This is a genomic window from Streptomyces sp. SCSIO ZS0520 (genome assembly GCF_025643355.1).
GTDB lineage: Bacteria > Actinomycetota > Actinomycetes > Streptomycetales > Streptomycetaceae > Streptomyces > Streptomyces physcomitrii.
Genome location: NZ_CP092644.1, coordinates 1,084,804 through 1,109,355 on the forward strand (window position 1 = coordinate 1,084,804; position 24,552 = coordinate 1,109,355).

A 24,552-nucleotide genomic window follows, 5' to 3' on the forward strand; every position below is an offset into this window, starting at 1 on the left:
TCAAACCGGACGGGCGGCACGGTCGCCACCCGACCGGAAGCCGGGCGGAGGACACATGGAGGGTACACAGGGTTCCCCGCCGTCACTCTCCGCAGCCTCCCGGGTGCGGCGCTGACAGCCGGACGGGCCCGCTGTACGCTCACGCGGAGAAGGACGGGGCCAGCACCGGACCGGACCGGTCCGCACTGGGCAGTCCACGGGGAACTCCCGTGGGACCGGCCAATTCCCGCAATCCGCGCGGCACTCGGGTTCCCCCGGGTTCTCCCGCGCTCACCGGGTTCCCTGTCGCCTCTTCGCCGCACCCAGCAAGGAGTTCCTGGTGAGCCTGCCCCTCATGGACGAGGAGTTCTTGACCAATCCCTACCCTGCTTACGACAGACTGCAGGCCGGGGGCCCCGTGCACCGCATGCTGCTGCCGAGTGGCCTGAAAGTGTGGGCGGTGGTCAGTTATGAGGAGTCCCGCAAGGCGCTCGCTCATCCCTCGCTGTCCAAGGACATCGATGCCTCCGTCCAACTCGGCTATTTCGACCGGGAGATGTCCGAGGGCGGTACGCCCCGCCTGGAGCACAGCTCGGTCGGGCAGCACATGCTGAACATGGACCCGCCGGACCACACCCGGCTGCGCAAGCTCGTCAACCGGGCCCTGACCGCACGCAGCGTGAAGAGGCTGGAGCCGGTGATCGAGGAGATCAGCACGGCCCTCCTGGACGCCGTGGAGCTGCGGGCCGCCGAGTCCGCCGACGGCAGCGTCGACCTGGTCGAGGAGTACACGGCGAAGTTCCCGGTCGAGGTGCTCGGGCGGCTGCTCGGCATCACCGAGGAGCACTTCCCGGTACTGGTCTCGCTGACCGCGGCGATCATGTCCAACGACAACGAGAACGCCGGGGCCAATATGGCCCGGTTCGGGCAGCACCTCGGCGAGATGATCCGGCTCAAGCGCGCCGATCCCGGTGAGGACCTGGTCAGCGCGCTCATCCAGGCCCGGGACGAGGACGCGAAGCTCAGCGACATCGAGCTGATCTCCACGGTCTTCCTGCTGGTCGTCGCGGGCTACGAGACCACGGTCAACATGATCGGCCACGGCCTGCGCGCCCTGCTCAACCACCCCGGGCAGCTCGCCGAACTGCGCGCCGACCCGAGCCTGATCCCGGGCGCCAACGAGGAGTTCCTGCGCTACGAGGGCCCGGGCAACCGCGCCACCCTGCGCTTCGCGACCGAGCCCTTCGAACTCGGCGGGGTGACCATCGGCACCGGCGAGTACGTCTCGGTGCTGCTCGGCTCCGCCAACCGCGACGGGGCCCAGTTCGCCTGCCCGCACCAGCTCGACGTCAAGCGCTCCACCACCGGGCACCTCGGCTTCGGGCACGGCATCCACTACTGCGTGGGCGCCCCGCTCGCCCGCCTGGAGATGGAGATCGCGCTGCGGCATCTGCTCACCCGCTTCCCGGACCTCGAACTCGCGGTCCCCGACGCCGAGTTGCGCTGGCGCAAGAGCTTCATGATGCAGGGCCTGGAGCGGCTGCCGGTGCGGCTGCACAAGGGCTGAGCAGGGCGGGAAAGGGTCCGCGGGGGAGCCGGCCACGGCTCCCCCGCGGACCCTTTCCCGGCCGTACGGCCTGGCTCAGGAGCCGTACGGCCCGGCTCAGGACTTCCCGAACTCCTTCTGGATGAAGTCGAAGATCTCGTCCGCGGAGGCCGAGCCGAGCTTCTCGGCCGTCGCCTCCTCACGGCCTCCGGCGCCCTCGCCCTCAGGGGCGTTCCCGCCCCCGGAGGCGCCGCCCGGGACGGCGACCAGTTCCGCGAGGGCGGTCAGCCGGGCGTGCAGCCGGGCCCGTACCTCCTCGGATCCCTGGTCGGCGAGCGGCCTCAAGGCCCTTTCCAGGACGTCGAGTTCGCCGGTCAGCGGCAGCGGGGCCGGGGCGGGCTCCGCGGTCAGCCGGGTCTCCAGGTAGGCGACCAGCGCCGCCGGGGTCGGGTGGTCGAAGACCAGGGTGGTCGGCAGCGGGAGACCGGTGGCGGCGCCGAGCTGATTGCGCAGCTGCACCACGGTCAGCGAGTCCATGCCCAGGTCGAAGAAGCCCTTGTGCTCCTCCACCGCGAGCGCCCCGGCGAGACCGAGCACCCGCGCGGCGTGCCCGCGGACCAGGTCCAGGAGGATCCGGCGCCGCTCCCCCGCCGCGACCCCGGCGAGCTGCCGGGCCAGCGGGACGGCGGCCGGTGCCGGGGCCTCCTCGCGGGCGGGCGCCGGGGGCAGCAGGCCCCGGAAGAGCGGCGGCACCCCGGCGGGCAGGCGGCGCAGCTCGCCGGTGTCCACCCGGAACGCGGCGAGCAGGGCCTCCTCGTGGCCGAGCGCGGCGTCGAAGAGGGCGAGCCCCTCCTCGGTGGACAGGGCGCGCACCCCGTCCCGTTCGATACGGGCGAGCCCCGCGCCGTCGAGGTGCCCGGTCATGCCGCTGGCCTCGGCCCAGGGCCCCCAGGCGAGCGAGACGGCGGGCAGCCCCTCGGCCCTGCGCTCGGCGGCGAGGGCGTCCAGCGCGGCGTTGGCGGCGGCGTAGTTGCCCTGGCCCGGCGCGCCGAAGAGCGCGGCCGCGGAGGAGAAGAGGACGAAGGCGGCCAGGTCCGCGTCGCGGGTCAGGGCGTGCAGATGGCGGGCGGCGTCGACCTTCGCGCGCAGTACCGCGTCGAGGTGGCGCGGGGTCAGCGACTGGATCACCCCGTCGTCCAGGACCCCGGCGGCGTGCACCACCGCGGTCAGCGGGTGCGCGGCGGGTATCCCGGCCAGGAGGGCGGCGAGGGCCTCGCGGTCGGCGGTGTCGCAGGCGGCGAGGGTGGTCTCGGCGCCCAGGGCGGTCAGTTCGGCCGCCAGCTCGGGGGCCTCGCCGGTACGGCTGACCAGGAGCAGCCTGCGTACCCCGTGCCCGGTGACCAGGTGCCGGGCCACCGCGCTCCCGAGGGTGCCGGTGCCGCCGGTGACGAGGACGGTGCCCTCCGGGTCGAGCGCCGGGGGCTCGGCCGCGGCCGCCCGCGCGAGCCGGGGTGCGTACACCTCGCCCTCGCGGACGGCGAGTTCGGGCTCCCCGGTGGCGAGTGCCGCCGCCAGGGCGGGGCCCTCGGCGGCCCGCTGCGAACCGGGGTCCGCCGCGCCGGGCTCGGCGTCCGCGGGGTCCGCCGGATCCGCGAGGTCCACCAGGACGAACCGTCCCGGGTTCTCCGAGGCGGCCGAGCGCAGCAGCCCCCGGGCGGCGGCCGGTGCGAGCCGCGCCGCGCCCCGCTCCGCCGGTGCGGCCGGGTCCCCGGGCAGGGCCGCGGCCCCGCGGGTGACGTAGAGGAGCCGGGTGCCCGACAGGCGCTCCTCGGCGAGGAAGCGCTGGGCCAGGGCGAGCACCCGGGCCAGCTCCGGCCGCGGCTCGGCGCCGGGCTCCGCCGCCACCAGGACGGCGTCCGGTACGAGGCCCTCGCCGAGGGAGGCGGCCAACTCCTCGTAGCCGCCGAAGCGTTGGCTGCCCTCGGGGGCGGGCACCCCGGGGCCGAGGACCGCCCAGCGCACCGGCGCGGCCCCGGGCACCGTGGTCTTCTCCCAGGTCAGGCGGAACAGGGAGTCGGTGCGGGTGGCGGTGAGGGCGCCCTTGGGCAGCGGGCGCAGCAGGAGGGATTCCACCGAGGCCACCGGCAGCCCGGACTGGTCGGCGACCTCCAGGGAGACGGCCTCCTCGCCCGCGGGCGCGAGACGCACCCGCAGGGCGGAGGCGCCGGGGCCGTGCAGCCGCACCCCGTGCCAGGCGAAGGGCAGGCGGCCCGCCCCGATGCCCCCGTCGCCGCCGAGCGCGCCCAGCGGGATGGCGTGCAGGGCGGCGTCGAGGAGGGCGGGGTGCAGTCCGAACCGGGCTGCCTCGGCGGCGAGTTCACCGGGCAGCGCGATCTCGGCGAGGATCTCCCCGCCGTGCCGCCAGGCGGCGCGCAGACCGCGGAAGGCGGGGCCGTAGGCGAAGCCCGCCGCGGCGAAGTCCTCGTAGTGGCGGTCGAGTTCGAGCGGCTGCGCACCCGGCGGCGGCCAACTGGCCCCCGGGAGCGGGGTGGTGGCGGTGCCGGGGGTGAGGACGCCGGTGGCGTGCCGGGTCCAGGGGGCGGACTCCTCGCCGGGCAGCTCGGTACGGGCGTGGACCTGGAGGGTGCGGCTGCCGGACTCCTCGGGGGCGCCGACGGTGAGCTGGAGCTGTACGGCGCCCTGGGCGGGCAGCGTCAGCGGGGCCTCCAGGAGGAGTTCGCCCACCTGCGGGCAGCCGAGCAACCGGCCCGCGTGCAGGGCGAGTTCGAGGAAGGCGGTGCCGGGCAGCAGGACGTTCTCGCCGAGCGCGTGCTCGGCGAGCCAGGGGTGGGTGCCGCGGGCGAGGCGGCCGGTGAAGAGGTGGCCGTCCGCGCCCGGCAGCTCCACCGCCGCGCCGAGCAGCGGGTGCCCGGCGGCGCCGAGGCCCAGCGAGGCCGCGTCGCCGCCCGCCCGGCGCGGACGCGGCCAGAAGTGCTCCCGCTGGAAGGGGTAGGTGGGCAGGGCGGTGGTGGGCGCGGTGCCGGGGGGCAGTACGGCGGCCCAGCGCGGGGCGAGGCCGTGTGCGCAGGCCCCTGCCCAGGAGGCCAGCAGCCGCCCCCGGCCGCCCTGTTCGCGGCGCAGGCTCTCGCCGAGGAAGTGCGGCTGTCCGGCCGCGTCCAGGGTCTGGCCGAGCGAGACGTGCAGCACCGGGTGCGGGCTGATCTCCAGGAAGTGCGCGTACCCGGCTTCGGCGAGGGCGCGTACCGCCGGTTCGAAGAGCACCGTCTCGCGCATGTTGCGGTACCAGTAGGCGCCGTCGAGCCGCTCGGTGTCGAGGAGGGAGCCGGTCACCGTGGAGAAGAAGGGCACCGGGGAGGGGCGCGGGGTGAGGTCGGCGAAGGCGGTGCGCATACGGTCGCGTACCGCCTCGATGTGGACCGAGTGGCCGGGGGTGTCCACGCCGGGGATGCGGCGGGCCCAGACGCCGTCCGCCTCCAGGGCGGTGAGGAGTGCGTCGAGGGCCTCGCCGTCGCCGGAGACGGTGGTGGAGCCGGGGCCGTTGACGGCGGCCACCGAGAGCCGGTCCGGGAAGGGCGCGAGGCGGGCGGTGGCCTCCTCGGCGGAGAGGGCGAGCGAGGCCATGCCGCTGGTGCCGGAGATGTCGCGCAGGGCCTGGCTGCGCAGGGCGACCACGCGGGCGGCCTCCGGCAGGGTGAGGGCCCCGGCGACCACCGCGGCGGCCACCTCGCCCTGGCTGTGGCCGACCACAGCGGCCGGTTCGACCCCGGCGGCGCGCCAGAGTCCGGCGAGGCCGAGCATCACCGCGAAGAGCGCGGGTTGCAGGACATCGACCCGGTCGAGCGAGGGGGCGCCCTCGGTCCCCCGCAGGACCTCGGTGAGCGACCAGTCGGTGTACGGGGCGAGCGCCTCGGCGCACTCGGTGACGCGGCGGGCGAACACCGGTGAGGTGTCGAGGAGTTCGCGGGCCATGCCGGTCCACTGGGAGCCCTGGCCGGGGAAGACGAAGACCGGGCGGGGCGCGGCGGCGAGCGCGGTCCCGGCCACCGTGGACTCGCCGGGTTCACCGGCGGCGAGGCGGTCGAGTTCGGCGAGCAGGAGGGCGCGTTCTCCGGCGAGGACGACCGCGCGGTGCTCGAAGAGGGCGCGGGAGGCGAGCAGCGAGGCCGCGAGGGCGGCGAGGCTTTCACCGGGCGCGGCGGTCAGCTGCGCGGCGAGCAGGCGGGCGCGTTCGCGCAGGGCCTCGGGGGAACGCGCGGAGAGGACGAAGGGGAGCAGCGGGGCGGGTTCCGTCGCCGCGGGTTCGGTGAACAGGGCCTCGGCCGGGGCGACTTGGGCCTCGGCAGCCTCCGGGGTCCCCGGCGCGTCCGAGGTCCCCGGCGCGTCGGGCGCGGGTTCCGGCGCGGGCGGCTCCTCCAGGAGGGCGTGGGCGTTGGTGCCGCTGATGCCGAAGGAGGAGACGGCGGCCCGGCGGGGGCGGCCGGTCTCGGGCCAGGGCCGGGCCTCGGAGAGCAGCCGCACCGGCCCCGAGGCCCAGTCGACGTGGGTGGTCGGCTCCTCGCTGTGCAGGGACCTGGGCAGGACGCCGTGCCGCATCGCCATGACCATCTTGATCACGCCGCCGACCCCGGCCGCGGCCTGGCTGTGCCCGATGTTGGACTTCAGCGAGCCCAGCCAGAGGTGGTGGTCCGCGGCCCGCTCCTGCCCGTAGGTGGCGAGGAGGGACTGCGCCTCGATGGGGTCGCCGAGGGCGGTACCGGTGCCGTGCGCCTCCACCGCGTCGATCTCCTCCGGGCGCAGCCGGGCGCGCTCCAGGGCCTGCCGGATCACCCGCTGCTGGGAGGGGCCGTTGGGCGCGGTGAGGCCGTTGCTGGCGCCGTCCTGGTTGACGGCCGAGCCGCGGACCACGGCGAGCACCGGGTGGCCGTTGCGCCGGGCGTCCGAGAGGCGTTCCAGGAGGAGCATGCCGACGCCCTCGCCCCAGCCGGTGCCGTCGGCCGCGGCGGAGAAGGCCTTGCAGCGGCCGTCCGGGGCGAGCGAGCGCTGGCGGCTGAACTCCACGAAGGAGGCGGGTGTGGACATCACGGTGGCCCCGCCCGCGAGCGCCAGGGTGCACTCGCCGCCGCGCAGCGCCTCGGCGGCCAGGTGCAGGGTGACCAGCGAGGAGGAGCAGGCGGTGTCGACGGTGAGCGCCGGGCCCTCGAAGCCGAAGGTGTAGGCGATCCGGCCGGAGGCGATGGAGCCCGCGCTGCCGTTGATGACGTACCCGGCCAACTCCTCCTGGCCCTCCAGGAGTCCCGCGTAGTCGTGGTACATCACCGAGGCGAAGACGCCGGTGCGGCTGCCGCGCAGGGTGCTCGCGTCGATCCCGGCGCGTTCCACGGCCTCCCAGGAGGTCTCCATGAGCAGGCGCTGCTGCGGGTCCATCGCCAGGGCCTCGCGCCGGTTGATGCCGAAGAAGGCGGCGTCGAAGCCGGTCACGCCGTCGAGGAAGCCGCCCTCGCGGACATAGGAGGTGCCGGGGTGCTCCGGGTCCGGGTCGTAGAGGCCCTCGGTGTCCCAGCCGCGGTCGGCGGGGAAGGGCGCGATGGCGTCGGTGCCGTCCGCGACCAGCCGCCACAGCTCCTCGGGGGAGGTGACCCCGCCCGGGTAGCGGCAGCTCATGCCGATGATCGCGACGGGTTCGTGCGCCTGGTCCTGCGCGTCCTGGAGCTGCTGCCGCACATGGCGGAGCTCGGCGGTCGCCCGCTTGAGGTAGTCGCGCAGCTTCTCTTCAGCCGCCATGGGGGTCTCGCCTCTTTCTCCGAAACTGTCGCGGGTGCCCGCGAGGGGCGGGGGCGGTCCGCCCCGAAGGTCAGGCGCCCGCCGGGGTCTTGGAGCCCTCCGGCGCGGCGAGGTCCGGGAGCAGCCCGAGGCGGCTCACGGTCCGGTCGAGGTCCAGGGGCAGGGCCCCGCCGCCCAGGCACTCGGCAGGCGGCGCCTCGGCCGCCAGGTGCAGGCGTACGCCCCGGTCGCAGAGCACGTCCACCAGGTTGGCGAAGCGCTGGGCCGCGTCCCGGTGGCCCGGGCCCAGGCGGGGCAGCCCGGAGAGCACCCAGCTGCCGAAGCGGTCGGCGAGGTCGAGGTAGTCGAGGGTGGAGGTGGGGGTGGAGCACAGCTCGTGGAAGTCGAACCAGACCAGGTCACCGCGGACGGCGCGCGCCGCGATCCCGCGTCCGCGGACGGTGAGGCTCTCCCGCTCGGCGGGCCCGGGGACCCGCAGTCCGGCGGCCGCGAACTGCTCCTCGGTGCCGGGCCGCAGAAAGCCGCCCCGCTCGAACCCGGTGCGCACCGCGCCCGGGCGGCGGGCGGCGCGGTGGTCCCGCGGGCCCGCCACCTCGACCGCGTCGAGGTGGCCCTCCAGGAGCGCGATCGCCGGTTCGAACAGGGGGTGGTGGACGGGGTCGGGCAGCAGCTCGGCGGGCCGGTAGTTGGAGGTGGCGAGCAGGGTGGTCCTCCGGTCGACCAGGGAGCGCAGCACGCGGCCGATCATCATCGCGTCGCCCGGGTCGTGCACGTGGAACTCGTCGAAGTACAGGAAGCGGCAGTCGCCGAGGAGTTCGGCCACCGCGAGGTCCGAGGCGGCCCGGTCGCCGCGGTGGCGGGCGTAGGCGGTATGGAACTCCCGGAAGAACTCGTGGAAGTGCACCCGGTGCTTGTGCCGCAGCTCCAGGGACTCGTAGAAGGTGTCCGCCAGCCAGCTCTTGCCGCGGCCGACCGGGCCCCAGAGGTAGAGGCCACGGACCGGGCCGGCGCGGCCGAGGAGGCGGCGCCTGCGGGTGAGGGCCTCGCCGAGCGCCGTGAGCCGCCGGGCCGCCGCGAGCTGGGAACCGTCGAGGGCGAACCCCGCCCGGCGTGCGGCGAGTTCGATCATCTCCATCAGCGGTGGTTCCCCGTTCCACGGTCGACATCGAAGCCCTGCGGGCGCCATCGACGGCCGTCGCGATCGTGCCAGATGCCCGAGGCCTGTGCCAATGCCCCTGTGTGGGCTCCCGCCGCGGGCCCCGGGCGGGAGGCCGCCGGGGCACCGGGCCGAGACGTCCCCCTACGTCCGGGATCCGGGCGGTTGGCCGCCTTCCGCGCCCTCGCGGCGGGGGCCGCCCGCCGGGGACCCGGCGCGTGACAATCATCACCGTCCCCGTACGCCGACCACGCCCACCAGGTGGAACACTGTGCCGCATGGGAGAGCTCGACGGGGGGCCGGTGAGCACCGAGGCGCTGCAGGCGCTGGCGCTGACCGGTTACGGACACTTCACGACGATGCGGGTCCAGGACGGCGCGGTACGGGGACTGTCGCTGCACCTGGCCCGGCTCGCGCGGGACTGCCGCGCCGTGTTCGGCACCGCCCTGGACCCGGAGGCGGTACGGGAGCGGCTGCGGGGTGCCCTGGCCGGGCGCACCGGCGCGCTCGTCGCCCGGGTCACCGTCTTCGACCCCGCGCTCGGCCTCGCCCATCCTGCGGCCGAGGCCCGCCCCCGGATCCTGGTGACCACCCGCGAGGCGCCGCCGCTGCCGCCGGAGCCGCTGCGGGTCACCCCGGTGACGTACGTCCGCCAGTGCGCGGTCGTGAAGCACACCGGGCTCTTCGAGAGCCTGTACCTGCGCCGCCGGGCCCAACTCGACGGCTGGGACGACGCCTTGTTCGTCTCGCCCGGCGGTGAGATCTCCGAGGGCGCCACCTGGAACACCGGATTCTGGGACGGCGAGCGGCTGCTCTGGCCGGCGGCCGAGCAACTTCCCGGTGTCACCCGGGAGTTGCTGGCCGCCACCGAACTGCCCCAGGCCAGCCGCCCGCTGACGCTCGATCAGCTGCCGGGCCTGCAGGCCGCGTTCGCCACCAACGCGGCGGTGGGCGTGCGCCCGCTGGCCGCGGTCGGCGAGGTGGCCTTCCCCGCGGACCACCCGGTACTGGCGCGCATCACCGCCGCGTACGACCGGATCGCCCCCGAGGCGCTCCGCTGAACCCCTGACCGTCTCCACCGAACCGGCAGCAGCCGCCTCTCACCCGACGAAGCGCCCGCGCGGGCGCGGCACGGAAGGACAGCACTCCCCCATGACCGGCACCAGGAACACCGACGACCTGTGGATACGCCGCTACCACCCGGCCGGCCCCGGCGCGCCCAAGCTGGTGGTGCTGCCGCACGCCGGCGGCAGCGGCACCTTCTTCTTCCCGATGGCCAAGGCGCTCGCCCCCGGCATCGAGGTGCTCGCCGTGCAGTACCCGGGCCGCCAGGACCGCCACGCGGAGAAGCTGATCGAGTCCGTGGAGGAGCTCGCCGACCAGCTGCTCCCGGTGCTCCGCTCCCAACTCGACGGCCCCTTCGCCCTGTTCGGGCACAGCATGGGCGCCACCCTCTCCTTCGAGCTGGCCCGCCGCCTGGAGGCCGAGGGACTGGTGGCCGAGGCGCTGTTCCCCTCCGCCCGGCCCGCGCCCTCCCGGCACCGCGAGAACTGCACCGTGCACCTCGGCACCGACGAGGAGCTGATCGCCGAGCTGCGCAGCCTCAGCGGCACCAACGACCAGGTCCTCGGCAACGAGGAGCTGCTGCGCATGACGCTGCCCGCGGTGCGCGGCGACTACAAGGCGGCGGAGACCTACCGCTACCAGCCGGGCCCGAAGCTGAAGAGCGCCGTCTACGCGATGATCGGCGACCAGGACCCGATGGTGACCGAGGAGGAGGCGCGCGCCTGGGCCGAGCACACCGAGGGGCCCTTCACCCTCGATGTGTACCGGGGCGGCCACTTCTACCTGGTGGACCACCAGCCCGCGATCCTGAAGAGCCTCGCGGACCGGCTCACCCCCGCCTGAAGCCCGCGGCATCACGACAGTCCCGGGCCAGCCACTCGGTCCGTCCCGGCGAAAGGAGCGTCAGTGACCACAGGAAAACTGCTCGCGGTCAGCGATCAGCACATCGCCCATGAGGAGAACCGCAAGCTCACCGAGGAGATGCGTCCGGGCTCGGACGAGGACTGGCTGATCGTCGCGGGCGATGTCGGCGAGAAGTTCGCCGACATCGAGTGGGCGCTCAAGCTGCTCGCGGACCGCTTCGCCAAGGTGATCTGGTCGCCGGGCAACCACGAGCTGTGGACCCACCCCCAGGACCCGGTCACCCTGCGCGGGGTGGCCCGCTACGAGGCCCTGGTGGAGATGTGCCGCGGCGCCGGTGTGCTCACCCCGGAGGACCCGTACCCGGTGTGGCAGGGCGAGGAGCAACCGGTCACGGTGGCCCCGCTGTTCACCCTGTACGACTACTCCTTCCGGGCGCCCGGCACCCGTACCAAGGAGGAGTCGCTGAAGGTCGCGCACGACTCCGGCATCGTCTGCGCCGACGAGTACCTGCTGCACCCGGACCCCTTCCCCACCCGGGACGACTGGTGCCGGGCGCGGATCGCGCTCACCGAGCAGCGCCTGTCCGCGATCGACCCGGCGCACCGGACGGTGCTGATCAACCACTATCCGCTGGTGCGCGACCCCACCCTGGTCCTGCGCTACCCGCAGTTCGCGCAGTGGTGCGGGACCGAGCTGACCGCCGACTGGCATGTGCGCTTCCGGGCCGCCGCGATGGTCTACGGTCATCTGCACATCCCCCGGGTGACCTGGTACGACGGGGTGCGCTTCGAGGAGGTGTCCATCGGCTACCCGCGCGAGTGGCGCCCGCGCCCGCCGCGCGAGCCGCTGCGGCAGATCCTCCCCCAGCCCCCGGCCTGAAGCAGAGACTCCCCCGCCGCCCGCGAGGCGGCGGACGTGAGCGAGGAGAATGAGAAGTGATCGAGGAGATACTGCCCGCCCAGGTGGCCTGCGCCTCGTCCTTCGGCGACCTGGCCGAGACCGCCGAGGGCGGGCTCTTCCCCGCCGAGGCCGCCGCGATCGCCAAGGCGGTGGCCAAGCGGCGCGAGGAGTTCACCACGGTGCGCCTGTGCGCGCGCCGGGCGCTCGGTGAACTCGGCCTGCCGCCGGTGCCCTTGGTGCCGGGCAAGCGCGGGGCGACGGTCTGGCCGCAGGGCGTGGTCGGCACGATGACGCACTGCGCGGGCTTCCGTGCCGCGGCGGTGGCCCGGGCCACCGACCTCACCTCGCTGGGCATCGACGCGGAGCCGAACCTGCCGCTGCCCGAGGGCGTCCTGGAGGTGGTCGCGCGTCCCGCGGAGACCGCGCGGCTCGCCGAACTGGCCCGTAGCCACCCGGCGGTCTCCTGGGACCGGCTGCTGTTCAGCGCGAAGGAGTCGGTGTTCAAGACCTGGTACCCGCTGACCGGTCTCGAACTCGACTTCGAGGAGGCCGAGTTGGACATCGACCCGGAGGCGGGCACCTTCCGCGCCCGGCTCCAGGTGCCGGGCCCGCTGGTGGCGGGCGAACGCCTCGACGTCTTCGAGGGCAAGTGGCTGGCGCGCCGCGGATTCGTGGTCACCGCGATCGCCCTGGAGGCGGCGGCGAGCGAGAGCTGACGGCCCGGGGCGGGGGCCGCCTCCGCCCCGGTACGGGGCCGCCGGTACGGGGGTTCGGGTTCCTGGCCGATCAGGACCAGGGGGCCTCTCCAGCCCTCCGCGCGCAGGGTGAGCGCGGCCGTGGCACCGGCGATCCCGGTGCCGACGACGACGTACGGCTCAGGCATGCGTGATCTCGGCCATCTCGAAGTCGGCCTTGGCGGCGCCGCAGTCGGGGCAGGACCAGTCGTCCGGGATGTCCTCCCAGCGGGTGCCGGGGGCGATGTCCTCCTCGGGCCAGCCCTCGGCCTCGTCGTAGATGAATCCGCACACCAGGCACTGCCACTTCTTCATGGTTTCCTCAGCCGTTGTCGGGTTCGAAGTCGATCTTCTCGCGCACTCCGCAGTCGGGGCAGCACCAGTCGTCGGGGACGGCGCTCCAGGGGGTGCCCGCGGGGACGCCCTCGCGGGGCGCGCCCTTGCTCTCCTCGTACACGTAGTCGCAGACGGGGCAGGTCCAGCGGCTCATACGGCGGATCCGTAGCGGGTGAGCAGCGCCTCGCGCTTGCCGGGGTGGAGGTTGGCGCGGTTGATGTCGCCGCCGTAGTGGGCCAGTACGCGGTGGTCCATGACACGGCGCCACAGCGGCGGGAAGTAGGCGAGCACGATCATCCCCGCGTAGCCGGTGGGGAGTTCGGGTGCCTCCTCGAAGTGGCGCAGGGCCTGGTAGCGGCGGGTCGGGTTGGCGTGGTGGTCGCTGTGCCGCTGGAGGTGGTAGAGGAAGACGTTGCTGGCGACGTTGTCGCTGTTCCAGCTGTGCCGGGGCGCGCAGCGCTCGTAGCGTCCGCTCTCGGTGTGCCGGCGCAGCAGCCCGTAGTGCTCGGTGTAGTTGATGACCTCCAGGAGGCTGAAGCCGAAGACCGCCTGGAGGGCGAGCCAGGGCAGCAGTCCGGGGCCGAAGGCGAGGACCAGGGCGCCGAAGAGGACCGCGGACATCACCCAGGCGTTGAGGACGTCGTTCCGCGGCGACCAGGGGCTCTTGCCGAGGCGTTCCATGCGCTTCTTCTCCAGGTGCCAGGCCGAGCGCAGGCTGCCGGAGACGGTGCGCGGCCAGAAGGCCCAGAAGCTCTCGCCGAGGCGGGCGCTGGCCGGGTCCTCCGGGGTGGCGACGCGGACGTGGTGGCCGCGGTTGTGCTCGATGAAGAAGTGCCCGTAGCAGGTCTGGGCGAGGGCGACCTTGGACAGCCAGCGCTCCACGGACTCCTTCTTGTGGCCGAGTTCGTGGGCGGTGTTGATGCCGATGCCCGCGACGCCGCCGAGGGTGATGGCCAGGCCGAGCCTGCCCTGGAAGGAGAGGTCGCCGTGGGTGAGCAGCCAGCAGCCGAAGACCAGGCCCGCGTACTGCACCGGCAGGTAGAGGTAGATGCACCAGCGGTAGTAGCGGTCCTGCTCCAGCCAGGCCGTGGCGCTCTCGGGCGGGTTGGCGCTGTCCTTGCCGAAGAGGATGTCCACGACCGGGAAGATCACATAGAGCAGGAGGATCCCGGTCCACCACAGGAGGCCGACCCCGGTGGCCTCGACGAGTCCCCAGGCGATGAAGGGGAACAGGGGGACGACCAGGCCGATGAGCCAGAGGTAGCGCTTGGGATCGCGCCAGGTGACGTCGGTCGCGGTGCCCGAACCGCCGGTCGTTGACATGACCGTCTCACTTTCACTGGACACTTCTCTGGTTAGGTGTCCAGAACGTAGGCACCACCCCACTAAGCGTCAATACTTTTGATAAGCATTGAATCGATAGGGTGGGAACACGATGACTACCTTTCGGGAGAACGTCCGATCCCTCCTGCGAGAACGGGTGCTGGACGCCGCCTACGAACTCGTGACCGCCCAGGGCTGGGCGGGCCTCCGGCTTGCCGCGATCGCCAGGAAGGCCGGGATCAGCAGGCAGACGCTCTACAACGAGTTCGGCTCCAAGGACGCCGTCGGACGGGCCCTGGTGGAGCGCGAGGCGGAGCGCTTCCTGGTCGGCATCGAGCGCGAACTGCGGCCGCACGGAAGCGACTTGGAGTCCGCCGCCGCGGCCGGTGTCGGCTTCACGCTGCGCGAGGCCGCCGACAACGGCCTGATCAAGGCCATCCTCACCTACGCCCGCACCGGCGACGAGGACCTGCTCGCCTATCTGACCACCCGGCCGGAGCCGGTCTTCAACACCGCCATCGCCATGCTGGAGGCCTACGCCGAGGAGCACTGGTCCGAGGTCGAGCCCGAGTGGCGCAGCCTCGCGGTGGAGACCATCGTGCGGCTGACCGTCAGCCATATCGTGCAGCCCGGCAACTCCCCCGAGGAGTCGGCCCGGCGGATCGCCCGCATCACCACCCGGGTCGCCGGCTTCCCGGTCGACTGACCGCCCGGGCCTCCCGGCGACCGGCGATCCACCACCCTCCGCGCCCGCCCCGCTCCCCTCCGTGCGCATGCCCGCTCTCCTGCCCCGGCCCGGACAGGCTCGAACCACCCAGGCGGCAGTAACATCGACAAGCGATGACATCTCGGGCGGACCCCCTGGGCTCCGCCCGGGATGCCGGGTACCGGCTGCCTCCGCCGACTCCCTACGGCGAGCACGTCGGGGCGCCCACCACGAGGTGCGTACCGGCGGCGGGCAGCCCGCCCCGGCGGCACCGGTCATCGAGGCGAGAGAGGTGCAGCCATGACCCGAGCCGGAGACACCGCCGCCGAGGAGCTGGGCCGCGTACAGGGCGGGCCCGCGCCGGGGCGAAGGCACCGGGTCGTGATCACCGGCCTGGGGGCGGTCACCCCGCTCGGGCCCTCCGTGACCGAGCTCTGGCAGGGCATGCTGGAGGACCACTGCGGGGTGCACACCCTGATCGACGAGGAGTTCGCGGACCAGCCGGTGCGGATCGCCGCCACCGCGCCCGACCCAGCCCCGCTGCTGCCCCGCTCGCGGGCGCGGCGGATGAACCGGGCCGCGCAGTTCGCGGTGCTCGCCGCCCGGGAGGCCTGGCGGGACGCCGGTCTCGACCCCGAGGGCACCCTGGCCAGCGGGCTGCTCGCGCACCGCGTCGGGGTCTCGATGGGGACCATCATCGGCGGCACCCCGGTGATGGTGGCCAGCGACCGCAAACTGCGCGAGAAGGGCCCGCGCGGGGTCTCGCCGCTCACCAACCCGATGACCGTGCCCTCGCAGGCCGCCTCGCAGATCTCCCTGGACCTGCACATCACCGGCGAGGCCCGCACCGTCACCAGCGCCTGCGCCTCCGGGACCGAGGCCATCGGCCAGGCCGTCGACCGGATCCGGCACGGGCACCTCGACGTGGTCGTCGCGGGCGGCGCCGAGGCCGTCATCACCCCGGTGGTGATGGCCTCCTTCGCCGCGATGCGGGCGCTGTCCACGCGCAACGACGACCCCGCCGCGGCCTCCCGCCCCTTCGACCGCAACCGGGACGGCTTCGTCTGCGGGGAGGGCGCGGGCGTAGTCGTCCTGGAGTCGGAGGAGCACGCCAGGGCCCGCGGGGCGCGGATCTACTGCGAGGCCGCGGGCTGGGGCCTGTCCGCGGACGCCCACCACATCGCGGCCCCGGACGCCACCGGCGCCGGGGTCGCCCTCGCCCTGCGCCGGGCCCTGCACGACGCCGGGACCGACGCCTCGGCGGTCGCCCATGTGAACGCGCACGCCACCGCCACCGTCGAGGGGGACCGCGCGGAGGCGCTCGCCCTGTGCGAGGTCCTGGACGGGCAGACCGCCTACGGCGCGGTGCCGATCACCGCCAACAAGGGCCACGTCGGCCATATGCAGGGCGCGGCGGGCGGCGTGGAGGCGATCGTCACCGCGCTCACCCTGCACCACGGGGTCATCCCGCCCACGCTCGGCTGCGAGGAGCCGGAGGAGGGCCTCGGCCTGGACGTGGTGACCGGCGCGGCGCGCGCCCTTCCCGAGGCGGCCGACATCGCCCTCAGCAACTCCTTCGGCTTCGGCGGGCACAACGCGGTACTGGCGCTGCGGCGCACCGGCTGAGCGGGGCCGGGCTCCGCGAGCCCGCCCGCGTCCGCGAGGCTCCCGGACGCGGGCGTGGGGCCGCCCCGGTCCCCCGGGACGGCCCCACGCGCGGAGAGCGGAGACTCAGTGGCGGTGCCGGTCGAAGTAGTCGGGCTGGGTCTGGACGTTCAGCTCGTCCAGGCGCACGCCCTTGGCCGGATCCGTACGGCGGTCGTCGAGCTTCAGCACGTCGAAGCCCATCGACATGTCGTTGGAGTAGATGTAGCCGTTGTAGTAGTACGCGGACCAGGAGCCGCCGACGGACAGGGTGTCCGTGGAGAGCGGGCCGCGCTCGAAGTAGGCGATCTCCTTCGGGCGGGAGGAGTTGGTGAAGTCCCACACCGAGACGCCGCCCTGGTACCAGGCCTGGACCATCAGGTCCTTGCCCTTGACCGGGATCAGCGAGCCGTTGTGCGCCACGCAGTTCTCGGTGTCCGCCTGGGCCCGGGGGATCTTGTAGTAGCTGCGGAAGGAGAGCTTGCGCTTGTCGCCGCGGCCGGTGACGTCGTAGATGCCGTCCGCGCCGCGGTCGGGGCCCACCTCGTCGTTGCAGGTGGCCGCGCCGCCGCCGCCGAGCTCGTCGGTGAACACCACCTTGTCGGCACGCTGGTTGAAGGTCGCCGAGTGCCAGAAGGCGAAGTTGACGTTGTCCTGGACCCGGTCGATGACCCGGGGGCGCTCCGGGTTCCTGATCGAGAAGAGGATGCCGTCGCCCATGCAGGCCCCGGCCGCGAGGTCCTTGGACGGCAGCACGGTGATGTCGTGGCAGCCCGTGGTCTTGGAGACGCCCGGGTTGGTCGGGTCACCGGGGTTGCCGCCGCCGTCGGGACCCTCACCGGGGAAGAGCACCGGGAAGTCGATCACGGCGGCCTTCTGCGGAGCCTTGCGCGGGACCTTGATCACCGAGATGCCGTCGTGCGGCGGCTTGCAGTCGGGGAAGGTGTCGCTCGGCCCGTACGAGGAGACGTAGACGTAGACGTTCCTGCGCTCCGGCACCAGGGTGTGGGTGTGCGAACCGCACGCCGTCTCCACCGCGGCGACGTACTTCGGGTTCGCCTTGTCGCTGATGTCGAAGACCTTCATGCCCTCCCAGGAGGACTTCTCGGTCGCCGGCTGGGTGGCGCTGGCGCAGGAGTTGTCGCTGCGCGAGGAGTCCGTGGACAGGAACAGCAGATCGCCCGAGACGGAGATGTCGTTCTGCGAGCCGGGACACAGCACCTGGGCCACGGTCCGCGGGCGCTTCGGGTTGCTGATGTCGAAGACGCGGAAGCCGTCGTAGTTGCCCGCGAAGGCGTACTTGCCCTGGAAGGCCAGGTCCGAATTGGTGCCCGGCAGCGCCTCCTTGGGGATGTTCGCGAGGTGCTGGATGTTGTCGGAGTGGTCGACGACGCCCGGGCCGGGTATGTCGCCCTTCTTGATGGCCGACCTGGTCTTCGCCGCGTCGCTCTCCGAGACCGCGGAGGGGCTCTTGGAGCTGTCTCCGGGATCGGGGGTCGCCACGGCGGGCGCTGCGGTGAGCAGCCCCGCCAGGAGTCCGGCCGCGGCGGCGACGGTCGCCAGCCGTCTGCGCCGGGTGCGGGGGGTGTGCAAGAGGTTCACTGCGGTCTCCTCTGTCTCCATTCGGGGTGGAATGCTTGGAGGACACCCGCAGTATCGTCATGTGCACGCTGAAATCAACAGGTGGCAACGTCCTCGACACGAGGACTTGTCACGCTCCCCCTCCCCGGAACCGCCCAGATCTGGACAGACTCGCAGTACGCTCCAACTCCCCCCGCAGCACAGGAGGTTGCCGTGTCCCACCGCTCCCAGGCCCGCTCGCCCCGGCCGCATCGGAGACTGACGCGGGCGGCCGCGGCGGCCGCGGTGCTCGCCGCCGCCCTCGCCCTCGCCGGATGCGAGTCGGACACCGAGGGCAAGGCCCGCGGCGGTTCGGGGAGCCCCTCGGTGATCGCGCCGGGCAAGCCGGGTGAGGCGGCCGAGACGCTGGACCCGAAGGAGGCGGCGGAGCGCAAATCCGACGACCGGCCCAATTCGGCCGACTTCCGGTACGCGCAGATGATGATCACGCACCACGCGCAGGCACTGGAGATGACCCGGCTCGCCCCGAAGCAGGCCGGGCAGGCGAAGGTACGCCGCCTCGCCGCCCGGATCTCCACCGCCCAGGGCCCCGAAATCGAGGCCATGAAGGGCTGGTTGACCCGGCACGGCGGGCCGCGCGAGGACGCGCACGCGCACCACCACGACATGCCGGGCATGGCGAGCGAGGCCCAGCTGAAGAAGTTGCGCGCCGCCCGGGGCGAGAAGTTCGACGCCCTCTTCCTGAAGCTGATGATCACGCATCACGGCGGCGCGCTCACCATGGCCACCGAGGTGCAGTCCGAGGGCAACAACATCCAGATCGAGGAGATGGCCACCGATGTGGTCGCCCAGCAGACCTCCGAGATCAACCGGATGCGGGACATGTCCTGAGCCGCTGCCGCCCGTCGGGGGCGGCCGGGCGGCGTGCTGGTCCCGCCGCTGTCACGCCGCCCGGGCCGGGTCGACGCCCTCCACCTCGAAGGTCACCAGGTCCTCGTAGCACCACCACCAGCGCTCGCCCGGCTCGTAGGAGCGGATCAGGGGGTGGCCGCTGGACTCGTGGTGCGCGGTGGCGTGCTTGTTCTTCGAGGAGTCGCAGCAGCCGACGTGCCCGCAGATCTGGCACTCGCGCAGATGGACCCAACTGTCGCCCAGTTCAAGGCATTCGGGACAGGAGTCGGGGCTGTCCGGGGTGACCTCCCGCACCTGGTCGAGGTGCGAGCAGACCAGATTGTCTCCGGGGGTGTTCATCCTCAGGCCTCCTTCGCGCGGGGCCGGCGCCGGGGCGCGGGCCGGTTCAGCGGGAGCCGTCCGGGTGGAGGACCACCTTGGTCCAGCCGTCGTCGCGGTTGTCGAAGTGCGCGTAGCCCTGCGGGGCCTCGTCCAGGGCCAGTTCGTGCGAGACGATCCAGGACGGCTCCGCCTTGCCCTGCTCGATCAGGCTGCTCAGCCTCCGGTTGTAGGCCTTGACGTTGGCCTGGCCGGTGCCCATCGACTGGCCCTTGAACCAGAACGCCCCGTAGTCGAAGGCGACCTCGCCGCCCTCCTGGTACAGCTTGTCCGGGCTGCCGGGGTCCTGCGGCACGAAGACGCCGACCACGCCGATGCCGCCGGTGGCCTTCACCGACTGCACCAGGTTGTTGAGCGTCAGATCGGGCTGCTCGCGGCCCTCGGCGTCGTGCGCCTGGTAGCCGACGCACTCGCAACCGCGGTCCGCGCCGAGCCCCTTGGTCTCCTCCTGGATCCGGTCGACCGGGTTCTCCGCGGAGTCGTCGACGGGGATCGCGCCGATCTCCTCGGCCAGGCGCAGCCGGTCGGGGTGGCGGTCCACCACCATGACCTTGGCGGCGCTCTTGAGGTTCGCCGAGAGGGCGGCCATCAGGCCCACCGGACCCGCCCCGTAGATCACCACGCTCTCGCCGGGCCGCACGCCCGCGAGTTCGGTGCAGTGCCAGCCGGTCGGGAAGACGTCCGAGAGCATCACGTAGTCGGTCTGCCTCTCCCAGGCCTCCTCCGGCAGGACAAGGCAGTTGGAGTCGCCGTAGGGTACCCGCAGGTACTCGGCCTGGCCGCCGGTGTACGGGCCCATGCCCGCGAAGCCGTAGGCGGCGCCGGCCATCTTCGGGTCGTCGGGGGTGGTGAGGCAGAAGGCCGTCAGGCCGCTCTCGCAGTTGCGGCAGAAGCCGCAGCTGATGTTGAACGGGAGGCAGACCAGGTCGCCGACGCGCACCCGGTCCACGCCCGCGCCGACCTCGACCACCTCGCCGAGGTTCTCGTGGCCGAGGACCCGCCCCGTCTCCATGTCGGTGCGGCCCTCGTACATGTGCAGATCGGAGCCGCAGATATTGGTCGAGGTGATCTTCACCAGGACGTCCGTCGGCCGCTCGATCCGGGCGTCGGGCACCTCCCGCACGCTCACCGTGTGCGGTCCGTCGTAGACAAGCGCCTTCATGGGATTCCCTCCACCTTCGTGCGGCGAGTCCCTGCCGGAACCCGCGCGGGCGGCCGGAGGGGACGCGGTCACGGGTGCGGGGCGGCGCGCTCACGCCGGGGCATCCTTAGCGCCGCCGGGAGGCGTGCGCGGATCCGCGGTACGGGATCCGCCGTGCGCGGGCGCGTCCCGTGGCACGCGGGGAGTCCCGCGCCACACCGGCACCCGGTTCCACGGTCTCACCGCACCGCCGCTTGTCAAACGCTGCGGGCCCTGCGCCGCCGGGGGCTCAGTCGCGGCCGAGCCAGCTCATCGCGCCGGTGACCAGCGCCTCGATCCCGGTGGGCAGCGCGGTGCGCAGGTCGACCGTGAAGCGGGGGCTGTGGTTGGCGGGCAGCGCGGCCATCTTCTCGGCGGCCGTGGTCCCGGGGGCGGCCGACCAGGCGGCGGGGCCCACCGCGCCCAGCATCCAGTAGGAGAGCGCGATCCCCTCCTCGCCGTGCAGCGCGCGGCCCGCGTCCCCGTAGAGCGCGAAGTCCTCGGTGGCCAGGGTCGGCGGCCACATCGCCACCCGCTCGTGGCCGAACCGGCGTACGTGGGCCTCGCGCACCCGGGCGGTGGCCGCCGGGTCCGGGTGGGTGAGCGGGGAGGAGGAGGTCCGGGTGATCTCCGGTTCGCGGGGGCAGCCGGAGGCCGCGCACTCGGCGCGCAGCACCCGCTCCACCGCGGCGAGGGCCCGCTCCAGCGACTCGGGCCCCACCGCCCTGACGGTCAGGCCGAGCCGGGCGCGGTCGGGGATCACATTGGCCCGCTCCCCCGCGTGGAAGGAGCCCACCGAGACCACCACCTGCTCGGCGGGGGCGCATTCGCGGGCCACCACCCCCTGCAACCGGGTCACCGCCGAGGCGGCCGTGAGCACCGGGTCGACCGCCAGGTGCGGGGCGCCCGCGTGCCCGCCGGTGCCGTGCACCACCACGTCCAGGGTGACGCTGCCCGCGGTCATCGGGCCGTAGCCGTGCGCCAGCATCCCGCCCGGCAGCGGGGCGCTGTGCTGGGCGAGGACCACATCGGGGCGCGGGAAGCGGCGGTAGAGGCCGTCGGTCAGCATGGCCCGGGCGCCCTCCAGGGTCTCCTCGGCGGGCTGCCCGAGGACGACGAGGGTGCCCCGCCAGGACTCCCGGGCCCGGGCGAGGAGCACCGCGGCCCCGGCGGCCGCGCCGAGGTGCAGGTCGTGGCCGCAGCTGTGCGCCGCCTCGCCGGCGGCGGCATAGGGCAGGCCGGTCTCCTCCCGGCCGGGCAGGGCGTCCAGCTCGGCGCGCAGCCACACCGTGGGGCCCGGGCCGTTCTCCAGTACGCCGACCACGCCCGTGCCGCCGACCTGAGGGGCCGTCAGCAGGCCTTCGGCGGCGAGGAGTTCGGCGAAGCGGGCGGCGGTACGGGTCTCCTGGCCGGAGAGTTCGGGGTGCTGGTGGACGTCGAGGCAGAAGGCGGTCAGCGGGCGCAGCGCCGCGCCGAGTCCTTCGAGGACCGTCCCGGTCGCGGCGTCGGGTGCTGCTGCGGCGTTCATGGGGACATCGTCCACGGCCGGGCCGCGGGGCCGGACGGCAGGCCGCTGACAGAAGGTGTCAGTGAGGTGTCAGCGGGACGCCGGGCCTCCTGTCGGCGGCGGGGGGTGGAATGCGGTTGTGGCACCACGGACCTCCGGGATCCCTCCCGGGGGCCGCTCGTACCCCAAGGAGTCATCATGGAGAAGACGCCGCTCGCCTCCCTCGCGGACGAGATCCTGGAGCTCGAGTCGGAGACCTTCGAGATCTCGGACTACTCGGACGCGAGCGAGGTCGTTCTCGCCGGTTCGACGAGCTGCAGCTCGACCTCGACCTGCTCCTCGACCACCAGCACCACCTCCTGCAGCGCCTGAGCCCTCAGCTCGCGCAGCACAGGCGTTCGCCCCGGTTCTCCGCGGAACCGGGGCGAACGCCCTTTTGCGGGGCGGGAGTCGGGCGGGCCCGACTCCCGTCTCAGTCCTGCTGCTCCGCCACCGGCTCGGTCTCCACGCGTACCGAGTCGGCGAGTTTGCGGCCGAGGTCCCGGGCCTCCTCGGGGGTGTCCGCGCCGACCACGATGACGCCCATCCGGTCCTCCACCGAGCGCGGCGCCGGGATGATGTCGCCCTCGGCGACCCGGAGTTCGGCGTAGAGCACGGCGGGGTGGGCCAGCACCTCGTCCCAGCCGTCCACCGAGACGACCCGGCCCGGCTGCGGGGTGAGGAAGCGGGCCGCGGAGCCCTTGACGGGCGCGAGCGCGGCGCGGTCGACCGGCAGGCCGAGGGCGTCGTCGAAGACCAGGCCGAACCACTCCAGGCCCGGCACCACATGCCGCAGCATCCGGTGGATCCAGCCGCCCGCGTTGCGGACGTGGAACTCGCCGAGCACCACGCCGTCCTCGGTGGCCCACAGCTCGACGTGGAACTGCCCGTAGCGCAGGTCCAGGGCGGTCAGCGCCGCGGTCACCTCCCGGACGATCTCCGCGCGCAGCTCCTCCGGGACGATCGCCGGGATGACGTACTCTGTCTCGAAGAAGTACGGCGGCGGCAGCTTCTCCTTGTCGGTGACGGCCAGCGCATGCGGCTCGCCGCCGAGGAAGACGCCCTCGACGCTGTACTCGCGGCCCTCGACGTACTGCTCGACGATGAACGGCTCGCCCGCCTCGGGGAGGAAGGCGACCGCGGCGTCCAGCTCCCCGGGCCCGGAGATCTTGCTGACGCCCTCGCTGCCCATGGCGTCCCGGGGCTTCACCACCCAGGGGCCCTTGTGCTCGGCGAGGAAGGCGGCGGCCTCGGCCGCGGTGGTGCAGACCCGGAAGGCCGGCTGCCGGAAGCCCCGCTCGGCGAGGGCGGCGCGGGCGGCGTCCTTGGTGCGCACCCGGTGCACCGCGGCCGGGGTGTTGCCGGGGCGGCCCAGGGCGTCGGCGACCTCGGCGACCGCCTCCTGCGCCATCTCCCGTACGCCGAAGACGACGTCGAACTGCTCGCCCGCGGCGACCTGTTCACGCGCCCAGGCGGCGCTCGCGCCCCGCTCGGAGAAGTCGACGACGCTGACCGCGTCGGCCTGCTCGCTGATGGTGGGGGTCGCCGCGAGGGTGGCCTCCTGGTTGGTCACATGCACGCTCAGGCCCCGCTTGCGGGCCTCGGTTATCGCGTGCGTGACGACGTCGACCGCGAGGGTCGCGTCGCCCGCACCGCCGACGAAGAGCAGCTTGCGGTGGGTGGGATCGGACATTCGGTGCTCCTGCGGGATGCGGGTACGGTTCGCGCGCGGGGCACCGCCGCCGGGCCCCGGTGCGGGGCGCGCGGCGGGTGGTCCCCCGGGCGGTTCTTCGGTCGGGGCGGCGGCCGCCCCGCGGTGCGGGGCGGCCGACTCCCTTGTGGTCGGGTGGAGTTGGGCGTTCGACGGGCTCGGAAGTCCTACGGTACGGCGGTCAGGAGGCGGCGGGCGGGGTGAGCAGCAGCTTGCCGGAGGTCTCGCGGCCCTCCAGGAGGCGGTGCGCGGTGGCCGCCTCCGCGAGCGGGAGGCGCCGGTGGATCAGCGGCCGCAGCACCCCCGCGGCGAGCGCGTCGAAGACCGCGGCGGACCCGGCGCGCAGCGTGGCCGCGTCGTACAGGTGGTCCCGCATGGTGGGCCGGGTCAGGTACAAGGAGCCGCCGCCGCGCAGGAGTTCGACGTCCAGCGGGGGCACGGGGCCGCTGGAGAGACCGCAGAGCGCGAGCAGTCCGCGGCGGCGCAGACTGCGCAGGCTGGCCTCGTAGGTGGCGGCGCCGACCGAGTCGTAGACGACGTGCGCGCCCTCGCCGCCGGTGATCTCGCGCACCCGCTCGTCGAAGGAGTCGTAGCCGACGGCGTGCTGGGCGCCTGCCTCGCGGGCCGCCTTCTCCTTCTCGGGGCTGGAGGTCACCGCGATCACGGTGGCCCCGCGGTGCGCGGCGAACTGCACCAGGAAGCGGCCGAGTCCGCCCGCGGCGGCGAGTACGACGACGGTGTCGCCCTCGGCCACCGGGTGCGTCTGGTGGGTGAGGTAGTGCGCGGCGAGCCCCTGGAGGAGCACCGCGGCGGCCTGTTCGAGGGGGACCGCCTCGGGCACCGGGACCAGCTTCTCGGCGGCGACCGCGGTGTACTCGGCGTAGGCGCCGAGCCCGGAGGCGTAGGCGACCCGGTCGCCCGGGGCGAAGCCCTCCACCTGCGGGCCGACCGACTCGACCACGCCCGCGCCCTCCTGGCCGGGCACGAGCGGGGTCGGGGCGGGGTAGCTGCCGTCGCGGTAGTAGACGTCGATGTAGTTGACGCCGACCGCCGTGTTGCGCACCAGGACCTGACCGGGGCCCGGCCGCGGGACCTCGGTCTCCTCGGCGAGGAGGGCGTCCGGGCCGCCGGGCTTGTGCACACGAATCGACTGCATGTCAGGCTCCTGCTGGGGAAAGAGGATCACTCG

At 73.7% G+C, this 24,552-nt stretch carries 20 protein-coding genes; 9 read left to right on the forward strand and 11 right to left on the reverse strand.

Annotated features, from left to right (window positions below; all coding sequences use genetic code 11):
- The first annotated feature begins 319 nt into the window (after positions 1–319).
- Positions 320–1,546, forward strand: a complete 1,227-nt coding sequence (locus MID12_RS03580; protein ID WP_205616927.1) for a cytochrome P450 family protein — start codon at positions 320–322, stop codon at positions 1,544–1,546.
- A 96-nt stretch (positions 1,547–1,642) separates the two neighbouring features.
- On the opposite strand, the gene MID12_RS03585 is transcribed toward MID12_RS03580, so the two are convergent.
- Together MID12_RS03585 and zapE are read right to left on the reverse strand one after the other, a co-directional pair.
- The gene (locus MID12_RS03585) at positions 1,643–7,309 is read right to left on the reverse strand and encodes an SDR family NAD(P)-dependent oxidoreductase (protein WP_411577041.1); all 5,667 of its coding nucleotides are present in this window, start codon (positions 7,307–7,309) and stop codon (positions 1,643–1,645) included.
- An 88-nt stretch (positions 7,310–7,397) separates the two neighbouring features.
- On the reverse strand, positions 7,398–8,462 hold the full coding sequence (gene zapE, locus MID12_RS03590) for a cell division protein ZapE (RefSeq protein ID WP_263164832.1): 1,065 nt from the start codon (positions 8,460–8,462) through the stop codon (positions 7,398–7,400).
- A 299-nt stretch (positions 8,463–8,761) separates the two neighbouring features.
- Between zapE and MID12_RS03595 the strand changes: the two genes are divergently transcribed.
- The 4 genes from MID12_RS03595 (at position 8,762) to MID12_RS03610 (ending at position 12,028) form a co-directional block, all read left to right on the forward strand.
- Positions 8,762–9,544, forward strand: coding sequence for an aminotransferase class IV (locus tag MID12_RS03595; protein ID WP_263164834.1), 783 nt, complete (start codon positions 8,762–8,764; stop codon positions 9,542–9,544).
- 91 nt (positions 9,545–9,635) lie between these two features.
- Positions 9,636–10,391 (forward strand): thioesterase II family protein, encoded by a 756-nt coding sequence (locus MID12_RS03600; protein ID WP_040246658.1) that lies wholly within the window; start codon positions 9,636–9,638, stop codon positions 10,389–10,391.
- Between the two features lie 63 nt (positions 10,392–10,454).
- On the forward strand, positions 10,455–11,291 hold the full coding sequence (locus MID12_RS03605) for a metallophosphoesterase family protein (protein ID WP_040246660.1): 837 nt from the start codon (positions 10,455–10,457) through the stop codon (positions 11,289–11,291).
- 56 nt (positions 11,292–11,347) lie between these two features.
- A complete protein-coding gene (locus tag MID12_RS03610; RefSeq protein WP_040246663.1) occupies positions 11,348–12,028 on the forward strand; it encodes a 4'-phosphopantetheinyl transferase in 681 nt (226 codons plus the stop codon).
- A gap of 159 nt (positions 12,029–12,187) precedes the next feature.
- Here MID12_RS03610 and MID12_RS03620 read toward each other — a convergent pair whose 3' ends face one another.
- The 3 genes from MID12_RS03620 to MID12_RS03630 are packed head-to-tail and all read right to left on the reverse strand — an operon-like array spanning position 12,188 to position 13,705.
- Entirely contained in the window at positions 12,188–12,361 is a 174-nt protein-coding gene (locus MID12_RS03620; protein WP_040246665.1) for a rubredoxin, read from the reverse strand.
- Between the two features lie 7 nt (positions 12,362–12,368).
- On the reverse strand, positions 12,369–12,536 hold the full coding sequence (locus tag MID12_RS03625) for a rubredoxin (protein ID WP_263164838.1): 168 nt from the start codon (positions 12,534–12,536) through the stop codon (positions 12,369–12,371).
- Positions 12,533–13,705 (reverse strand): alkane 1-monooxygenase, encoded by a 1,173-nt coding sequence (locus MID12_RS03630; RefSeq protein WP_040246668.1) that lies wholly within the window; start codon positions 13,703–13,705, stop codon positions 12,533–12,535. Before MID12_RS03630 ends, MID12_RS03625 begins: the two co-directional genes overlap by 4 nt.
- A 112-nt stretch (positions 13,706–13,817) precedes the next feature.
- On the opposite strand from MID12_RS03630, the gene MID12_RS03635 reads away from it, so the two are divergent.
- Both MID12_RS03635 and MID12_RS03640 read left to right on the forward strand, forming a co-directional pair.
- A complete protein-coding gene (locus tag MID12_RS03635; RefSeq protein WP_040246670.1) occupies positions 13,818–14,411 on the forward strand; it encodes a TetR/AcrR family transcriptional regulator in 594 nt (197 codons plus the stop codon).
- Between the two features lie 300 nt (positions 14,412–14,711).
- Positions 14,712–16,037: a beta-ketoacyl-[acyl-carrier-protein] synthase family protein gene (locus MID12_RS03640; RefSeq protein WP_411576900.1), complete on the forward strand. Its 1,326-nt coding sequence runs from the start codon at positions 14,712–14,714 to the stop codon at positions 16,035–16,037.
- Between the two features lie 105 nt (positions 16,038–16,142).
- On the opposite strand, the gene MID12_RS03645 is transcribed toward MID12_RS03640, so the two are convergent.
- Positions 16,143–17,657, reverse strand: a complete 1,515-nt coding sequence (locus tag MID12_RS03645; RefSeq protein WP_040246672.1) for an LVIVD repeat-containing protein — start codon at positions 17,655–17,657, stop codon at positions 16,143–16,145.
- A gap of 192 nt (positions 17,658–17,849) precedes the next feature.
- On the opposite strand from MID12_RS03645, the gene MID12_RS03650 reads away from it, so the two are divergent.
- A complete protein-coding gene (locus MID12_RS03650) occupies positions 17,850–18,527 on the forward strand; it encodes a DUF305 domain-containing protein (RefSeq protein ID WP_411576901.1) in 678 nt (225 codons plus the stop codon).
- Positions 18,528–18,578: 51 nt separating this feature from the next.
- On the opposite strand, the gene MID12_RS03655 is transcribed toward MID12_RS03650, so the two are convergent.
- From MID12_RS03655 to MID12_RS03665, 3 genes are all read right to left on the reverse strand, one after another.
- A complete protein-coding gene (locus MID12_RS03655) occupies positions 18,579–18,887 on the reverse strand; it encodes a UBP-type zinc finger domain-containing protein (RefSeq protein WP_040246674.1) in 309 nt (102 codons plus the stop codon).
- A gap of 46 nt (positions 18,888–18,933) precedes the next feature.
- Positions 18,934–20,088 (reverse strand): glutathione-independent formaldehyde dehydrogenase, encoded by a 1,155-nt coding sequence (locus MID12_RS03660; RefSeq protein ID WP_040246676.1) that lies wholly within the window; start codon positions 20,086–20,088, stop codon positions 18,934–18,936.
- A gap of 268 nt (positions 20,089–20,356) precedes the next feature.
- The gene (locus MID12_RS03665) at positions 20,357–21,634 is read right to left on the reverse strand and encodes an amidohydrolase (protein ID WP_263164840.1); all 1,278 of its coding nucleotides are present in this window, start codon (positions 21,632–21,634) and stop codon (positions 20,357–20,359) included.
- Between the two features lie 177 nt (positions 21,635–21,811).
- On the opposite strand from MID12_RS03665, the gene MID12_RS03670 reads away from it, so the two are divergent.
- Positions 21,812–21,985 (forward strand): thiazolylpeptide-type bacteriocin, encoded by a 174-nt coding sequence (locus MID12_RS03670; RefSeq protein WP_040246680.1) that lies wholly within the window; start codon positions 21,812–21,814, stop codon positions 21,983–21,985.
- Positions 21,986–22,085: 100 nt separating this feature from the next.
- Here MID12_RS03670 and MID12_RS03675 read toward each other — a convergent pair whose 3' ends face one another.
- Positions 22,086–23,345, reverse strand: coding sequence for an ATP-grasp domain-containing protein (locus tag MID12_RS03675; protein ID WP_040246681.1), 1,260 nt, complete (start codon positions 23,343–23,345; stop codon positions 22,086–22,088).
- Between the two features lie 199 nt (positions 23,346–23,544).
- Positions 23,545–24,519 carry a quinone oxidoreductase family protein gene (locus MID12_RS03680; RefSeq protein ID WP_263164843.1) on the reverse strand — a complete coding sequence of 325 codons (975 nt, stop codon included), beginning with the start codon at positions 24,517–24,519 and terminating at the stop codon, positions 23,545–23,547.
- Positions 24,520–24,552: the final 33 nt, after the last annotated feature.

Coding starts and splice junctions, on each gene's coding strand:
- zapE (WP_263164832.1), bottom strand. CDS start 8,462: ATGGAGATGATCGAACTCGCCGCACGCCGGGCGGGGTTCGCCCTCGAC.
- MID12_RS03595 (WP_263164834.1), top strand. CDS start 8,762: ATGGGAGAGCTCGACGGGGGGCCGGTGAGCACCGAGGCGCTGCAGGCG.
- MID12_RS03600 (WP_040246658.1), top strand. CDS start 9,636: ATGACCGGCACCAGGAACACCGACGACCTGTGGATACGCCGCTACCAC.
- MID12_RS03620 (WP_040246665.1), bottom strand. CDS start 12,361: ATGAAGAAGTGGCAGTGCCTGGTGTGCGGATTCATCTACGACGAGGCC.
- MID12_RS03625 (WP_263164838.1), bottom strand. CDS start 12,536: ATGAGCCGCTGGACCTGCCCCGTCTGCGACTACGTGTACGAGGAGAGC.
- MID12_RS03630 (WP_040246668.1), bottom strand. CDS start 13,705: ATGTCAACGACCGGCGGTTCGGGCACCGCGACCGACGTCACCTGGCGC.
- MID12_RS03635 (WP_040246670.1), top strand. CDS start 13,818: ATGACTACCTTTCGGGAGAACGTCCGATCCCTCCTGCGAGAACGGGTG.
- MID12_RS03640 (WP_411576900.1), top strand. CDS start 14,712: ATGACCCGAGCCGGAGACACCGCCGCCGAGGAGCTGGGCCGCGTACAG.
- MID12_RS03655 (WP_040246674.1), bottom strand. CDS start 18,887: ATGAACACCCCCGGAGACAATCTGGTCTGCTCGCACCTCGACCAGGTG.
- MID12_RS03660 (WP_040246676.1), bottom strand. CDS start 20,088: ATGAAGGCGCTTGTCTACGACGGACCGCACACGGTGAGCGTGCGGGAG.
- MID12_RS03665 (WP_263164840.1), bottom strand. CDS start 21,634: ATGAACGCCGCAGCAGCACCCGACGCCGCGACCGGGACGGTCCTCGAA.
- MID12_RS03670 (WP_040246680.1), top strand. CDS start 21,812: ATGGAGAAGACGCCGCTCGCCTCCCTCGCGGACGAGATCCTGGAGCTC.
- MID12_RS03675 (WP_040246681.1), bottom strand. CDS start 23,345: ATGTCCGATCCCACCCACCGCAAGCTGCTCTTCGTCGGCGGTGCGGGC.
- MID12_RS03680 (WP_263164843.1), bottom strand. CDS start 24,519: ATGCAGTCGATTCGTGTGCACAAGCCCGGCGGCCCGGACGCCCTCCTC.